The sequence below is a fragment of the Sphingomonas sp. AOB5 genome (assembly GCF_029433115.1).
Taxonomy (GTDB): Bacteria; Pseudomonadota; Alphaproteobacteria; order Sphingomonadales; family Sphingomonadaceae; genus Sphingomonas.
The window spans coordinates 1-13713 of the sequence record NZ_JARNTV010000078.1; the positions used below are offsets into that span (position 1 = coordinate 1).

At 68.0% G+C, this 13713-nt stretch carries 18 protein-coding genes and 1 tRNA gene; 7 read left to right on the forward strand and 12 right to left on the reverse strand.

The genetic code is table 11. The features are described 5' to 3' along the window. Positions 1-90: 90 nt before the first annotated feature. Positions 91-1170 (reverse strand): CaiB/BaiF CoA-transferase family protein, encoded by a 1080-nt coding sequence (locus P1X14_RS19735; RefSeq protein WP_277317134.1) that lies wholly within the window; start codon positions 1168-1170, stop codon positions 91-93. 131 nt (positions 1171-1301) lie between these two features. Between P1X14_RS19735 and dapB the strand changes: the two genes are divergently transcribed. From dapB to P1X14_RS19750, 3 genes are read left to right on the forward strand one after another with little or no spacing between them, the layout of a single operon-like run. Next, entirely contained in the window at positions 1302-2030 is a 729-nt protein-coding gene (dapB, locus tag P1X14_RS19740) for a 4-hydroxy-tetrahydrodipicolinate reductase (protein WP_277317135.1), read from the forward strand. After that, the gene (gene nth / locus P1X14_RS19745) at positions 2027-2695 is read left to right on the forward strand and encodes an endonuclease III (protein ID WP_277317136.1); all 669 of its coding nucleotides are present in this window, start codon (positions 2027-2029) and stop codon (positions 2693-2695) included. The genes dapB and nth overlap by 4 nt, the downstream gene beginning before the upstream one ends. An 11-nt stretch (positions 2696-2706) precedes the next feature. Then, positions 2707-3072, forward strand: coding sequence for a hypothetical protein (locus P1X14_RS19750; RefSeq protein WP_277317137.1), 366 nt, complete (start codon positions 2707-2709; stop codon positions 3070-3072). Between the two features lie 12 nt (positions 3073-3084). Here the strand turns inward: P1X14_RS19750 and P1X14_RS19755 are convergent, their stop codons facing one another. Genes P1X14_RS19755 through P1X14_RS19765 form a run of 3 tightly spaced genes read right to left on the reverse strand, consistent with a single transcriptional unit; the run spans position 3085 to position 4713 of the window. Continuing rightward, the gene (locus tag P1X14_RS19755) at positions 3085-3624 is read right to left on the reverse strand and encodes a tail fiber protein (protein ID WP_277317138.1); all 540 of its coding nucleotides are present in this window, start codon (positions 3622-3624) and stop codon (positions 3085-3087) included. Positions 3625-3635: 11 nt separating this feature from the next. After that, positions 3636-4160: a tail fiber protein gene (locus P1X14_RS19760; protein ID WP_277317139.1), complete on the reverse strand. Its 525-nt coding sequence runs from the start codon at positions 4158-4160 to the stop codon at positions 3636-3638. Between the two features lie 13 nt (positions 4161-4173). Beyond that, a complete protein-coding gene (locus tag P1X14_RS19765) occupies positions 4174-4713 on the reverse strand; it encodes a tail fiber protein (protein ID WP_277317140.1) in 540 nt (179 codons plus the stop codon). 154 nt (positions 4714-4867) lie between these two features. Here P1X14_RS19765 and P1X14_RS19770 point away from each other — a divergent pair. Next, positions 4868-4944, forward strand: a tRNA-Arg gene (locus P1X14_RS19770). 82 nt (positions 4945-5026) lie between these two features. Here P1X14_RS19770 and P1X14_RS19775 read toward each other — a convergent pair. From P1X14_RS19775 to P1X14_RS19795, 5 genes are all read right to left on the reverse strand, one after another. After that, positions 5027-5401 (reverse strand): hypothetical protein, encoded by a 375-nt coding sequence (locus P1X14_RS19775; protein ID WP_277317141.1) that lies wholly within the window; start codon positions 5399-5401, stop codon positions 5027-5029. 22 nt (positions 5402-5423) lie between these two features. After that, a complete protein-coding gene (locus tag P1X14_RS19780) occupies positions 5424-5777 on the reverse strand; it encodes a hypothetical protein (RefSeq protein WP_277317142.1) in 354 nt (117 codons plus the stop codon). A gap of 111 nt (positions 5778-5888) precedes the next feature. Beyond that, positions 5889-7622, reverse strand: a complete 1734-nt coding sequence (locus P1X14_RS19785) for a heparinase II/III family protein (RefSeq protein WP_277317143.1) — start codon at positions 7620-7622, stop codon at positions 5889-5891. Beyond that, entirely contained in the window at positions 7619-8278 is a 660-nt protein-coding gene (gene rpe / locus P1X14_RS19790; protein WP_277317144.1) for a ribulose-phosphate 3-epimerase, read from the reverse strand. Before rpe ends, P1X14_RS19785 begins: the two co-directional genes overlap by 4 nt. A gap of 72 nt (positions 8279-8350) precedes the next feature. Next, on the reverse strand, positions 8351-9652 hold the full coding sequence (locus P1X14_RS19795; RefSeq protein WP_277317145.1) for a transcription antitermination factor NusB: 1302 nt from the start codon (positions 9650-9652) through the stop codon (positions 8351-8353). A gap of 68 nt (positions 9653-9720) precedes the next feature. Between P1X14_RS19795 and P1X14_RS19800 the strand changes: the two genes are divergently transcribed. Beyond that, positions 9721-9885 (forward strand): DUF1674 domain-containing protein, encoded by a 165-nt coding sequence (locus P1X14_RS19800; RefSeq protein ID WP_277317146.1) that lies wholly within the window; start codon positions 9721-9723, stop codon positions 9883-9885. Here P1X14_RS19800 and P1X14_RS19805 read toward each other — a convergent pair. Genes P1X14_RS19805 through tsaD form a run of 3 tightly spaced genes read right to left on the reverse strand, consistent with a single transcriptional unit; the run spans position 9882 to position 12414 of the window. Then, positions 9882-10403, reverse strand: a complete 522-nt coding sequence (locus P1X14_RS19805; RefSeq protein WP_277317147.1) for a DUF1697 domain-containing protein — start codon at positions 10401-10403, stop codon at positions 9882-9884. The two genes, P1X14_RS19800 and P1X14_RS19805, sit on opposite strands and share 4 nt — an antisense overlap. 11 nt (positions 10404-10414) lie before the next feature. Continuing rightward, positions 10415-11392: an NAD(P)H-dependent glycerol-3-phosphate dehydrogenase gene (locus tag P1X14_RS19810; protein WP_277317148.1), complete on the reverse strand. Its 978-nt coding sequence runs from the start codon at positions 11390-11392 to the stop codon at positions 10415-10417. After that, positions 11389-12414: a tRNA (adenosine(37)-N6)-threonylcarbamoyltransferase complex transferase subunit TsaD gene (gene tsaD, locus P1X14_RS19815; RefSeq protein WP_277317149.1), complete on the reverse strand. Its 1026-nt coding sequence runs from the start codon at positions 12412-12414 to the stop codon at positions 11389-11391. Before tsaD ends, P1X14_RS19810 begins: the two co-directional genes overlap by 4 nt. 42 nt (positions 12415-12456) lie before the next feature. Between tsaD and hemC the strand changes: the two genes are divergently transcribed. Next, a complete protein-coding gene (hemC, locus tag P1X14_RS19820) occupies positions 12457-13371 on the forward strand; it encodes a hydroxymethylbilane synthase (RefSeq protein ID WP_277317150.1) in 915 nt (304 codons plus the stop codon). Further along, positions 13368-13713 (forward strand): uroporphyrinogen-III synthase (locus tag P1X14_RS19825; protein WP_277317151.1); only part of this gene is annotated, 346 nt, incomplete at its 3' end. The genes hemC and P1X14_RS19825, both read left to right, overlap by 4 nt.

Sequence of the window (13713 nt, forward strand, 5' to 3'; positions counted from 1 at the left end):
CCCCCACCCGGCCACCCAACGACAGTGTATTCTATGGGTGGCCGGGTGGGGGAGCGGGCCGGTGCCGCATCCGCGCAAGCGGATCAGATTCTAAGCCCAGCGATCGATTACCGCGTCCGCCGTTTCCGCTTGCGAAGGCACTGCCTCGGTCGGGGTTCCGGAGAAGCGCGGGGCGGGTGAAGGCCGCATCGATCCCCCCAGATCCGTGAACGCGTTGCGCGCGACATTGTGGGGGTGCTGCGGCGCTTCGGACAGCGACAGCACCGGTGAGACACAGGCTTCGCTGCCTTCGAATATCCCGATCCAGTCGTCGCGGCTGCGCGCTGCAAAGGCTTCGGCGAAGACTTCCCCCATCTCGGTCCAGCAGTTGCGATCATATTGCTGGAAGCGGCCGGGCATCAGCCCCAGCCCCTCGCACAGCGCCATGAAGTAAGGCGGCTCCAGTGCGCCGACCGCGACATGCCGCCCGTCCGCGCAGGCATAGCAGCGATAGAAGGGCGCGCCGCCATCGACGAGATTCGACGCGCGGCTGTCCGCCCAGCGACCGGCGCTGTGGAGTGCATAGTAGAGCGTCATCAGCGAAGACACGCCGTCGATCTGGGCAACGTCGATCACCTGCCCCTCGCCCGTCGCTTGCGCGCGCAGGATGCCCGCTACCATGCCCAGCGCGAGATAGAGCGCACCGCCCGCGCTTTCGCCGAGCAGGTTGAGCGGGGCGACCGGCATCGCACCCGGCCCGATCGCATGCAGTGCGCCGCTGATCGCCAGATGGTTGATGTCGTTGCCCGCAGCGCCGGACAGCGGGCCGTCCAGCCCCCAGCCGCTGACCCGGCCATAGACGAGCCGCGGATTGGCGGCGAGGCAGCGCGCCGGATCGAGGCCGATCTGCTCGATCAGGTTGCGGCGGAATCCCTCGATCAGTCCGTCGGCATGGGCGATCAGCGCCAGCGCCTTTTCGCGATCGGCGACATTGGTGAGGTCGAGCGAAACGTCGGTGCGGCCGCGATACAGCGCGGGCGCCACGGTACTGCCATCGGGGCCGTGACGGCGGATGCGGACCACGTCCGCACCAAGATCGGCGAGGAGCATCCCCGCCAATGGCACCGCGCCTGCCGCGTCCAGTTCGACGATCCGCACCCCGGCCAGCGGCCCATGCCCAACATCCACCATTCGTGCGAATCCCCCGCTTTTGCGCAGCATGCCCCAGCATTCGTGCAAGGTCACCCTCCCCGATGATGCTCGCCGTACAGCGGCGGCACAGACCCATTGCCGCGGCACGAAGCGGCCCCTAGAGCGGCGGCATGACCAGTATCGGCATCTATGGCAGCCTCGGCCGCATGGGGCAGGCGATCGCGGAACTCGCCCCTTCGCTCGGCGCCAGCATCGCAGGCGGTGCGGACATGGCCGACGATCCGAGTGATATCGCGCGCAAGGCCGATGTGCTGGTCGATTTCTCCGCGGCCAGCGCGATCGAGGCGCATCTCGTTGCCGCCCGCGCCGCGCGCACGCCGATCATGATCGGCACCACCGGCCTCAACGCCCGCCATCATGCGCTGATCGACGAAGCGGCGGAGCACATCCCGGTGCTCCAGACCGGCAACACCTCGCTCGGCGTCGGGCTCCTCGCCCGGCTGGTGCGCGACGCGGCCGCGCGGCTGGACGAGAATTGGGATATCGAGATCGTCGAGGCGCATCATCGCAACAAGCTCGATGCGCCTTCGGGGACTGCCCAGATGCTGGGCCAGGCCGCAGCCGAAGGGCTGGGCACGACGCTGGCCGAGATCGGTGTGACCGATCGGGCGGGTACGGTCGGCGCGCGCAGCGGCGGGACGATCGGCCTTGCCAGTGTGCGCGGCGGATCGATCGTCGGCGATCACACCGTGATCTTCGCCGGCAATGGCGAACGGATCGAGCTGACCCACCGCGCCGACGATCGTGCGATCTTCGCGCGCGGCGCGGTGCAGGCGGCCCTGTGGCTCGCCGGGCAGCAGCCGGGCCGCTACGCGATGGACCAGGTCCTGAGCGTGTGAACAAGGCGCAGGTCGTCGAGTTCTTCTCGCGGCTGGCGGAGGAAAATCCGCACCCCGAGACCGAGCTGGAGTTCGGCAACCCCTATCAGCTGCTGGTTGCCGTCGCCCTGTCGGCACAGGCGACCGATGTCGGCGTGAACAAGGCGACCCGCGCGCTGTTCCGCGAGGTGAAGACGCCGGCACAGATGGTCGCGCTCGGCGAGGAGGGGCTCAAGACGCACATCAAGACCATCGGCCTGTTCAACACCAAGGCGAAGAACGTCATCGCGCTGTCCGAACAGCTGATCCGCGATCATGACGGCGAGGTCCCCGCGGACCGCGATGCGCTGGAGAAGCTGCCCGGCGTCGGGCGCAAGACCGCCAATGTCGTGCTCAACACCGCCTTCGGGCAGGAAACCTTCGCGGTCGACACCCATATCTTCCGCGTCGGCAACCGCACCGGGCTGGCCAAGGGCAAGACGGTGCTCGCGGTCGAGCTGAAGCTGGAAAAGGCCGTGCCCCAGCCCTTTCGCCTGCACGCCCATCACTGGCTGATCCTGCACGGCCGCTATGTGTGCAAGGCGCGGACGCCCGAATGCTGGCGCTGCATCGTTGCCGATCTGTGCGCGTTCAAGCCCAAGACGGCAGCGCCTCGGGTAAAGGGCGCCGCGATCACGGCAAGCTGAGAGGAATCGCGATGCGTATCCTGCTGATCCCCGCTCTGATGCTGCTCGGCGCCACCGATGCGCCTGCGCAGAAGGACAAAATTCCCGAAGCGACGCCGGACGGCGAGCCGGTGTCGTGCCTGTCGCTCAGCCAGATCCGCGAGACGCATGTGCGCAGCGACCGGGTGATCGATTTCGTGGTGAGCCGGCGCAAGGTCTATCGCAACACGCTGCCGCACGATTGCCCGGGGCTGGGTTTCGAGGGCCGCTATATCCACCGCACCTCGCTCAACCAGATCTGCTCGCTCGATACGATCACGGTGCTGCGCGACAATCTGCAGATGAGCGGTCCGACCTGTGGGCTGGGCAAGTTTCAGCCGGTCACGCTGGCGAAGTAGTGCGCCGCCGCGTCACACCGGATGTGTGCCCACGGCGCAGATGCATGCGTTGAGCGCCAGATAGGGCTGCATGACGCTGTACGATGTGTTGCCGGGCTGACCGGGATTGGGCTGAATGACCGGCTCCATCGGCGCGAGCGGGCTCCCCGCCGCCGCGAATGCGGGGACCAGGGCGCCGCTGGTCACAACGAAGCCGCCCAGCATGCTGCCATGATAATCCGGCACCGACAGCTTGGCGTCGGCGGGACCCTTGGCGATCCGGAAGTCGTGGCTGTGCGGCGGCACATTGGCATCGCCATAGGTATATTGGGCGTCTCCTGCCCGCGAGCCGAGTCCGCCGGGATTGTTCGCGCAATCGACCCCGACCATCGCCGCGCCGCCAAGATCGGGCACGGCGAAACTCTGTCCGGCCACGCCGCCATAGGTATTGCCGATGACGGCGTAGAGCTGCCGATTGCTCTGCACGCTGAGGAGCCGGCCGTTGCACGCGATCCAGTTCGCCGGGGCATAGCCGAAGCCGAAATAGCGGATTTCGCCGATAAAGCCGTCCATGATCCGGTCCCTCAGAAAGTCGGATGGATGCCGTTGAGGCAGATGATGAAGGTCATGCGCGTGCCCGGCATGCGGTTCTGCACCGGTTGCGCGGCAGGCCCGCTGGCGACGGTGGCGGGGGCCATCACGTCATAGCCGGTGACGGCGTTGAGAGGGACGTACGCGGCCAACGTGTCCGGGACCGCGCCGAGCGCCGCGCCGACCGGGTTCTCGACATTCGCCACGTTCGGGAAAACCGCCACCGGATGCGTGTGCGGGCGCATATTCTGCACTGTCAGCGTGGTTGTGTTGGCGCCCCCGGTATCGCCGCGCGCGCGACTGGTCAGGCCCGGCCCCTGTCCGGCGCCCAGCGCGATACGCTCGACCAGATTGGGCAGGTTGAACGTGTCCGCGCTCGAACTGCCATAGCTGGTGCCGATCAGCTCGAACAAAAGCTCATGCTCGGTGCGGGAAAGTGCGGATCCGTCGCAGAACGCCCAGTTGGTCGGGGCTGTGGTGCCGCTGAAGAGCCGGATCTCGCCGAGATAGGGTTCCATCGATTTGCCTCTCTCAGGGACGCGGGGGCCACAGCCCGCTGATGCAGATCATGAACTGGACCACGCCGAAGGGCTGCATGCTGTTCCAGGGCTGGCCGCCGCCCGCCTGCTGGATCGGACTGTTGGCCAGCGGCGCGGCATAGGGCGTCGGGCTGTCGTAGAAGGTCGGCGTGGTGCCGCCCACATCGGCATAGACCCGGCCCGCCGGACTGGGCGAGGTTGCCGCGGCGGCGGTGGCCATCAACTGGTGCAGATGGGCGTGACCCGGCGCCATCGTCGTCTCGCTGCCGCCTGTATTGCCGAGCATGTAATAGGTGCCGCCGTCGCGTTGCCCCATCGAGATCGGTGTGCGTCCCCGCAAATCGGGCAGCACGACCCCCGTCGGCTGCTGGCCGGGCGGCGGGGACGTCCCGCCGAAGGTCATGCCAATCAGCGCATAGAGCGACGCCGTGGCCTGCGAATAGGGCAGCGTCGAACCGTCGCACAGCGCCCACCCGGCCGGCGGCGTGCCGAAGCTGAACATGCGGATCTCGCCCAGATATGGCTGTGCCACGCGCATCCCCCCAAATGCTGTTCTGCGCGTTGAGTCTGCGAAAACCTGAAGATTGTCGAATCAAATCGTTGCGGCATTGCAACGAAACCATCGGGGCGTCCCGCGCGAAACGACTGGCGCACCCCGCGCGGCTTTGCTAGGCGCTCCCGTCCACGCACCCGTAGCTCAGCTGGATAGAGCGCTGCCCTCCGAAGGCAGAGGCCAGGGGTTCGAATCCCTTCGGGTGCGCCATTACTCCTTTTTCTGAAGAGCCTCGCATAAGCTCGGGCGCGCGTTCGCGCTTGCGAACTCTGGCGGGTTCGAAGTTTCCACTTCAGCTGCTGACGATCCCGCACAGCGTCAGCGGATTTCCGGGCGTCAGGATCTGCGTCTGGAGTCCGCTTGCGGTCGGCCAGGATATCGTCGCGGGATAGCCGTTCTGTCCCGGGACCAGATTGTTGAGCGTTATCGTCGGTTCCTCTGACGGGTACAGTTGCAGCGCCATCGCCAGCGATCCGTTGAAGCACCCGCCTGTGACCGTGGCGAAGGTGACCGACTCCGGTGTGATCGCGATGTTGGCGATGCCGATAATCGAGCACGACACGCCCTGATTGGCGCCGAGCGCAATCTCGGCTTGCCCGAAAAGCAGCTGAACCACATTGGTCGAGGCCACGCCGGCGGCCATGTCGATCGAAACCATGGCGCTCATGGAAAGCCTCCTGTGCCCGCGCTTAGCTCACATATCCGTTGAGCATGATCGGATCGCCGGACATGACCTGCTGGGTCTGTAGGCCCGACGCCGTCGGCCAGGTGATGGTCACGGTACCGGCGAAGTTGGTGATCTCGATCATCGGCGCCCCGCCCGTTGTGTTGAGCGGCGCCACGACGGCAGCGTTGAAGGTCGTCCCCCATTCGATGTTGAAGTTGATCGCGCCCGACGTGACGTAGAGCGAACTGAAGCTGATCGTTCCCGACATCGAAAGCGCGCTTGCGGTTTCGAGCGCGAAACTGCCGCCGGTCACGATGATCTGCGTGGTCGTGCTGGTAAGCATCGCGTTCTGGAAATTGATCGTGATCGTGCTCATGGCCGTGCCCCTCCCCAGGCGAATTGTCCGGCAACGGGGCTAAAAGGCGGGCCGGGGCGCGGCAAGCGCGATCGATTCCGATTCCGGTGCGATTCCGCAGGGCAAGCGCACCTATTTCGCGCGGTGGAACACCCAGGTGACGTTGGTGCCGCCCGCCGGGGATTCGGCGGTGACGACGAGCTGCTCGGTCGAGACCGGCTTGCCCTTGGCGTCGATCCACACGCTGTCCTCGACCGCAAGGCTGCCGCCGCGCGAGCGGAACTGCCAGACCGCGCCATTTGGAAGCCGCAGGAACGCGCCTTGCCCATCGGCGGTCGGCGCGATCTCGATGCCGGGCGCCAGATGGAAGCGGATCGCGAAGGGCGTTCCCACCTTCTTGCGGCGCCGGTCGGCGGGCAGCAGCATGTCCTCGCCGCGCACATCCTTGCCATCGGTGCCGAGCGAGATGGCGCGGCGATGGATCAGGCCGAAGCGGCGGACATAGCCGTCATGGCTGGCCTCGACCCGGCTGGAGGCGTCGCTTTCCTGCCGGCTCAGTTCGACTTCGGCAACGCCGCGACCCAGCGTGCCATCGGCATGGATCGCGGTGGAATTGCTGTCGCCCACGGTCAGCGTCGAATGGGCGGCGGTGGTACGCAGCCCCTCGATCAGCTGGGCGGGCAGGCGGTTGTCGGCCATGCGCGATCCGCCGCAATTGACGACGATGCGGTGCGGCCCGTCTGACAGTTCGAAGGCGAGGGTCGAGGCGCAGCCGCCCTCGATCAGCCGGGCGAGCGGCGGCGGGGCGGCATCCATGATCAGCACCGTGCCCTGTGCCGAGAGCCGCTGATATCCCCATTCGCGCGCCTGCTTCAGCGGCCTGGTGCGCACGCCGGTAGCCTCGATCACCTGGCTGATCATCTCGCCCGAAACCGGGCCGCTGCCCTGCCAGCTCGCCAGCCCCTTGTCGCCATGGCACACGCCGAGCAGCGCGGTGACCATCTTCGACAGCGCGGCCTGGACGAAGGCGGGCGGTTCGAGTCGGCGCGCGAGATAGGCTTCGCACAGCATCGAGAGCAGGATCACGCATTCGAGCTGCCCCGCAGGCGAGCGGCCGACCGTGCCGCCGTCGATCAGCAGCGATGCGGCGAGCGCGCGATGGAGGCCCGCTTCGCCGAACGAGCGGCGCGGATCGCCGCCGGGGATCATCAGCCCCGCGACCAGCACGCCGCACCATGCGGCAAGGCGCGGCGGGCCGATCTGCACCCGGTCGGCTGCGCGATCGAGATGGCGGGCGCCGCGTGCCAGCGCGTGCAGCACGGTCGAGCGATAGACCAGATCGGGGCTGGAAAGGATCAGCGGCGCATGCGCGGTCCAGAACAGTACGCGATGGCCCCACAGATCGGCACGCCATGCCGGTTCCGACACTTTATCGCCATGCGCGGCCAGCCAGCGGCGCGTGATCGCCTCCGCGACCGGCGCGGCATGGGCGCGCGTGGCGACCGTCGAGAGATCGCGCAACCAGGCGAAGCTGTGCAGATATTCCGCGAACGGCCTGGAGAAATTGGGGCGGACGAAGTCGAGCGCGGTGACCGCGCGTTCCTCGCCGCGAAAGCTGACCACGCCTTCCAGCAGCGCCTTGCCGCGCTCGACATCGCCCATGAACGGGTCGTCGGCGACGGCGATCAGTTTCAGGGGATGACGTCCGCGCAGGCGCATGGTGTGGATCGGGGTCCTCCAGGTCAGGCGCTGAAAGCGCTCGGCGATACGGTCGGCCAGCGAGAGTCCGCGGTCCCCGCCGAGGCGGATCAGCCGCTTGCCTTCCTCGATCCCGTCGGTTCCGGAATCGGGAGGGTTCTCGCTCACCCGCCCCTTAGCGCCGCGATGTTTGCGGCATACTGGCCCGGGCCGCCGGTGAAGCTGGCGGTGCCCGCAACCAGCGCGTCTGCACCGGCCGCGATCACCTGTGCGGCGTTCGAGCGGTCGACACCGCCATCGACTTCGAGGTCGATGGCGCGGCCGCTGGCATCGATCCGGCGGCGCAGCTCGGTGATCTTGGGCAGCTGGCTCGTGATGAATTTCTGGCCGCCGAAACCGGGGTTCACGCTCATCACCAGCACCAGATCGATCAGGTCCATGACATGATCGATCGAGTCCAGCGGCGTGGCGGGATTGAGGACGACGCCCGCGCGCTTGCCCAGCGCCTTGATCGTCTGCAGCGTGCGATGGAGGTGCGGACCTGCTTCAGGGTGCACCGAGATGCAGTCTGCCCCGGCGTCGGCAAAGGCTTCGAGGAACGGATCGACCGGCGCGATCATCAGATGCACGTCGAACGGCTTGGCGGTGTGCGGGCGCAGCGCCTTGATCACCGCCGGGCCGATGGTGAGGTTGGGCACGAAATGCCCGTCCATCACGTCGATATGGATCCAGTCGGCCCCCGCCGCGTCGATCGCACGGATCTCCTCGCCGAGTTTCGAGAAGTCGGCGGACAGGATGGACGGGGCGATACGGACGGGCTGCATGGGCGAATCCTTAGCATGCGCCGACTCGCACGCAACCGGGGCACGCCTCCGTAATGATCACAGGGTTGTGGATTATCCGGTGCGGCGGAACCTCGCGATGAAGAAGCCGTCGAGTCCGCCCTTGTCGGCAATCATGCCGGGCAGGGTGCGCAGCGTGCCGTCCTCACGCGGCGTGACGCCTTCGGGGAGTTCCTCCGCGCGGATCGGGTCGATCGCAAATTCCGGATGTGCGGCGAGGAAGGGGGCGACATGGGCTTCGCCTTCCTTCGGCTCGAGCGAGCAGGTGGCGAAGACGAAGGTGCCGCCGGGCTTCACCCAGCCTGCCGCGCGATCGATCAGCTTGGCCTGAAGCTCGGCCATCTCGGCGATCATCGAGGGGCGGACGCGGTGGAGCACGTCCGGGTGGCGGCGGAAGATGCCGGTGGCGCTGCAGGGCGCGTCGAGCAGGACGGCATCGGCCTGCTGCTCAGGTTTCCACAACAGCAGGTCGCCGACGACTACCTTGGCGTTCAGCCCGGTGCGTCCCAGATTCTCGCGCAGCCGTTCGAGACGGGGTTCGGACACGTCGACCGCAGTCACGTCCCATCCGGCCGCGGCAAGCTGAAGCGTCTTGCCGCCCGGCGCGGCGCACAGATCGAGCGCGTGGCCCTTGCCCGGGCCGATCAGCCGGGCGGGCAGCGAGGCGGCAAGGTCCTGCACCCAGAAATCGCCGCTCTCGAACCCCGGCAATTCGGTGACCGAAGTGCCTGCGGGCAGACGGGCATGACCCGGCATCAGGCTGGTCGCATCGTCCAGATCGAGCGGCTTGCGCAGCGTAAGGTCGAGCGGCGGCGGCGCTGCGATGGCGCGTTCGGCATCCTCGATTCCTCCATCGCCCCATGCCGCGTGCCAGCGGATCGCGACCGGATCGGGCAGGGTCGGCTGATCGGGCAGGCCCTTGTTGGCGCGGCTCAGCGTGCCGAACACGCCATGGACCAGCTTGCGCGGGCCGCCATCGACCAAAGGCAGCACGGTCGAGATCGCGGCGTGCGAGGGCGTACCGAGCGCAAAGGCCTGAACCAAAGCGATGCGCAGCGCGAAGCGCGCCTTGGCATCTTCGGGCAGCACCTGCTTCGTCGCGCTGTCGATCATCGCGTCGAGATCGGGCAGGCGGCGCAGCGTCTCCGCGGCGATGGCGTGGACCAGGCCGCGATCGTTGGGCGCCAGTCCCTGCGCGGCGTTGTCGAGCGCGGCTTCAAGCGCCTTGCCCTGCCGCAGCACCGCGTCGAGCACGCGCAGCGCGGCGCGGCGCGCGGGAACGCCGGGCGGATCCGCCTGCGGGCGCTCATTGCCGCGATTCCCTGTGGGGCGGCGATTGCCGGGTCGATGGTTCACTTGACCTCACTTGCCTGTGCGCCGATCTGGGGCGCCAACGTCGATATTTCGGAATGAAGGCAACGCCCATGGGCCAGCGACCGCCGCATCTCAAGCCGCCAGAATATCTGACGCCCAGTCCGCCGCTGCCCGATCCGGCGGAAAAGCTGGCCGAAAAGCAGGAAGATCCGCTGGGTCAGGACCCCACCCGCTATGGCGACTGGGAGCTGAAGGGCATCGCGGTCGACTTCTAGTCGCCGAGCGCGGCCAGCAATTTCGTCACCGTGTTCCAGTTGCGCGCGGTGTTGCCGTGCGACAGCTTTGCCTTCTGCATCGCCGGAATCAGGTTCGACCGACCCTGCCCGTCCGGGAAATCGGTGAACAGCTCGCGCCCGATCGCCACCATGCGTTCGGGGCCGTCATAGCTCTCGGCAAGTTTCGCAATCGCCGCCTTGTCGACGGGATCGCGGTGGAAGGAGACGACGAGGAAGCTCGGCCGCTCGCGTGCCTCGTCAGGGAAGGGGTTGGCGGCGACCACGGCCTCCAGATCGGCGCGGTTGCGCGCGAACACTTCGGATTTCAGCCCGGTCGCCTTTTCCAGCGCGGCATGCAGATCGCGCTCGATCGCTTCGGGCTTCGCATCGCCGGCTTCGAACACGACATTGCCCGAGGCGAGCAGGGTCTTCACTTCGGTAAAGCCCATGCCCTCGACCACCGCTTTCAACTCGGCCGATTTGAGCTGGCGATTGCCGAGGTTGATCCCCCGCAGCATCGCCGCCCACCTCAAAGCGCTTCCTCGCGTAAGGGGCGGCTGAGCATCGCCTCGATCACCGCCGAGACCGGCGTGCCTTCCAGCAGTGCGCACACCGCTTCGGTCACCGGCATGTCGACCCCCGCATCGGCCGCGGCTTCGCGCAGCACCGGCGCGGTGAAGGCACCCTCGGCCACGGTCCGGCGATCCGCCATCAGCGCGGCGGCGCTCTGGCCCTGCCCCAGCCCGTATCCGAGCGAGAAATTGCGCGAGGCGGTGGACGAGCAGGTCAGCACCAGATCGCCCAGTCCCGAAAGCCCCGCCAGCGTCTCCGCGCGCGCGCCGCGCGCCAGCCCGAAGCGGGTCATCTCGGCAAAGCCGCGTGCGATCAGCGAGGCACGGGCATTCTGGCCGAGACCGGCACCCTCGACCACGCCGCAGGCGATGGCGAGGACGTTCTTCACCGCCCCGCCGATCTCCGCGCCGATCACATCGGACGAGCCATAGGTGCGGAAAGCAGGACCCGCGAGCCGCTCGGACAAGCGCGCGCGAAGTTCGTCATCCTCGCAGGCCAGCGTCACTGCGGTCGGCTTCCCCTCGGCCACTTCGCGGGCAAAGGTCGGCCCGGACAGCACCGCGATCGGTGCCTGCGGGTGGAGTTCGTGCGCAACGTCATAAACCAGCCGCTTGGTCCCCGCCTCGATCCCCTTGGCACACAGTACCAGCGGGGTGGAGCCGACCGGCGTTTGTGCCAGCACCGAACCCAGATGCTGTGCGGGTGCGACGACCAGCAGCGCGTCCATGCTCGCCAGTTCGCCCAGATCGCCGGTGGCGCGGATCGCGGGGGAAAGCGGGACGCCGGGCAGGAAGGCCAGATTCTCATGGATCGCGTTGACGCTCTCGACCACCTCGGCCTCGCGCGCCCAGAGCAGGACGGGCTGCTCGCCACGAGCCGCCACCTGCGCCAATGCGGTGCCCCAGGCGCCGCCTCCGATGACTCCGATCTTCATGCCTTCACGCCTGCTCCTCGCACCTTCTCCGCATCCGGATCGAGCGGCCAGCGCGGACGCGCGGGCATGTCGAGCGGATCGGTCAGCCCGAGCTTGAACCGCTCGGCGCCTGCCCATGCGATCATGGCCGCATTATCGGTGCACAGCCAGAGCGGCGGCGCGACGAAGCGCAGGCCATGTTCGGCCGCCAGCCCCTCCAGCGCGGCGCGCACCCCGCGATTGGCGGCGACGCCTCCGGCCACGACCAGCGCCGTCGCCTCGACATTGCGCAAAGCACGGCGCGTGCGGTCGATCAGGCAATCGATCACCGCCTGCTGAAAGGATGCGGCGAGATCCTCGGCGCGGTACTTGCCGACCTTGCGCGCGACATCGCTTTTCAGGCCGGCGAACGAGAAATGGGGCTCGTCCGACCCCAGCAGCGGGCGCGGCAGCGGCACCGCGCGCGGATCGCCGGACTTCGCGGCTTCCTCAACCGCCGGTCCGCCGGGAAAGCCGAGGCCGAGCAGCTTGGCGGTCTTGTCGAAGGCTTCGCCCGCGGCGTCGTCGATCGTGGTGGCAAGGCGGCGATATTGCCCGGCGCCCTGGACCAGCAGCAGCTGGCAATGGCCGCCCGAGACCAGCAGCAGCAGATAGGGGAATTGCAGATCGGGATCGGTCAGGCGCGGCGAGAGCGCATGGCCCTCGAGATGATTGACCGCGATCAGCGGCTTGTTCGCCGACAGCGCCAGCGCCTTGCCGGTGACAAGGCCCACCATGACGCCGCCGATCAGGCCGGGACCGGCGGTCGCGGCGATGGCATCAACGTCGCTCAGCGAGACATTGGCTTCGGCCAGCACGGCTTCGACCAGAGGCGCCAGCACCTCGACATGCGCGCGCGCGGCGATCTCGGGAACGACGCCGCCATAGGGCCGATGCGCGGCTTCCTGTCCGGCGATACGCTGAGCGATGACTTCGCGATCGCTGGTCACCAGCGCGGCGGCGGTCTCGTCGCAACTCGATTCAAGGCCAAGGATCAGGGACATGCAGCTTCCATCTAGGCCGATGCATCGCTAGCACAACCCGCCATGCCTCGCTTTCGTCTCGGTACCCGCGGTTCGCCGCTTGCGCTTGTTCAGGCCAATATGGTGCGCGATGCGCTGCTCGCCGCGCATGGCTGGACGCCCGATGCGGTCGAGATCGTGCCGATCAAGACCACCGGCGACCGGGTGCAGGATCGCGCGCTGGCCGAGATCGGCGGCAAGGCGCTGTGGACCAAGGAGCTGGACCGCGCGCTGATCGACAATGAGATCGATTGCGCGGTGCATTCGATGAAGGATGTCGAGACCTTCCGCCCCGATGCCATCGCCATCGCCGCGGTGCTGCCGCGCGCCGATGTGCGCGACCGGATCGTGGGAGTGGAGTCGATCGAGGCGCTGAAACAGGGCGCGGTGATCGGTACCAGCTCGCCGCGCCGGGCGGCGCAGTTGAAGCGGCTGCGGCCGGACCTGATCACGGTGCTGTTCCGCGGCAATGTCGACACGCGCCTCGCCAAGCTGGCGGCGGGCGAGGCGGACGCGACACTGCTGGCGGCGGCAGGGCTGGAGCGGCTGGGGCGACCCGATGTCGGCCATGCGGTGCCGGTCGAAACCATGCTGCCGGCGCCCGCGCAGGGGATCGTCGGGATCGAGGTTCGCGCGGACGATGTGCACGCCCGCGGGATCGTGAGCGCGATCGACCATGTACAGACCCATGGCTGTGTGCTGGCCGAACGCGCGCTGCTGGCGGCGCTCAAGGCCGATTGCCATTCGCCGGTCGGCGCATTGGCGACCATCGAAGGCGCGATCCTGACGCTGCGTGCGGAACTGCTGTCCGAGGATGGCGCCTTCCACGTCCATGCGCAGGAAGCCAGTGCGCCGGGCGATCCGGCATTGCCGGTGGCAATCGCGCGCGACCTGCTCGATCGTGCCCCGCCCGAGATACGGCGGCTGTTCGAGGGATGAGCCGCGCAATCGCCGTGCTGCGGCCCGAACCGGGCAATCGCGTCACTGCCATCGCCATCGAAGCCCGAAACGGCCGCGCGATTCGCCTGCCGCTGTTCGCTGCGGGACCGGTGGCGTGGGCGGCACCCGATGCGCAGGATTATGACGCGCTGATCGTCACCAGCGCCAATGCGATGCGCCATGGCGGGCCGGGGCTGGTGCGGCTGCTCGAACTGCCGGTCTGGGCGGTCGGCAAGGCAACCGCCGAGGCCGCGCGGCGCGCCGGGTTCACGGTGGATGGCGTAGGCAATGCCGGATCGGCGGCGCTGCTCGAGCTGGCGGCGGCGCAGGGCGTGCGCCGCG

What these genes read in the sequence shown, in the direction of transcription:
- P1X14_RS19800 (WP_277317146.1), top strand. Translation starts at nt 9,721, where the DNA reads ATGGGCCAGCGACCGCCGCATCTCAAGCCGCCAGAATATCTGACGCCC.
- dapB (WP_277317135.1), top strand. Translation starts at nt 1,302, where the DNA reads ATGACCAGTATCGGCATCTATGGCAGCCTCGGCCGCATGGGGCAGGCG.
- P1X14_RS19735 (WP_277317134.1), bottom strand. Translation starts at nt 1,170, where the DNA reads ATGGTGGATGTTGGGCATGGGCCGCTGGCCGGGGTGCGGATCGTCGAA.
- P1X14_RS19755 (WP_277317138.1), bottom strand. Translation starts at nt 3,624, where the DNA reads ATGGACGGCTTTATCGGCGAAATCCGCTATTTCGGCTTCGGCTATGCC.
- tsaD (WP_277317149.1), bottom strand. Translation starts at nt 12,414, where the DNA reads ATGTCCCTGATCCTTGGCCTTGAATCGAGTTGCGACGAGACCGCCGCC.
- P1X14_RS19750 (WP_277317137.1), top strand. Translation starts at nt 2,707, where the DNA reads ATGCGTATCCTGCTGATCCCCGCTCTGATGCTGCTCGGCGCCACCGAT.
- P1X14_RS19805 (WP_277317147.1), bottom strand. Translation starts at nt 10,403, where the DNA reads ATGCTGCGGGGGATCAACCTCGGCAATCGCCAGCTCAAATCGGCCGAG.
- rpe (WP_277317144.1), bottom strand. Translation starts at nt 8,278, where the DNA reads ATGCAGCCCGTCCGTATCGCCCCGTCCATCCTGTCCGCCGACTTCTCG.
- P1X14_RS19810 (WP_277317148.1), bottom strand. Translation starts at nt 11,392, where the DNA reads ATGAAGATCGGAGTCATCGGAGGCGGCGCCTGGGGCACCGCATTGGCG.
- hemC (WP_277317150.1), top strand. Translation starts at nt 12,457, where the DNA reads ATGCCTCGCTTTCGTCTCGGTACCCGCGGTTCGCCGCTTGCGCTTGTT.
- P1X14_RS19780 (WP_277317142.1), bottom strand. Translation starts at nt 5,777, where the DNA reads ATGAGCACGATCACGATCAATTTCCAGAACGCGATGCTTACCAGCACG.
- P1X14_RS19760 (WP_277317139.1), bottom strand. Translation starts at nt 4,160, where the DNA reads ATGGAACCCTATCTCGGCGAGATCCGGCTCTTCAGCGGCACCACAGCC.
- P1X14_RS19775 (WP_277317141.1), bottom strand. Translation starts at nt 5,401, where the DNA reads ATGAGCGCCATGGTTTCGATCGACATGGCCGCCGGCGTGGCCTCGACC.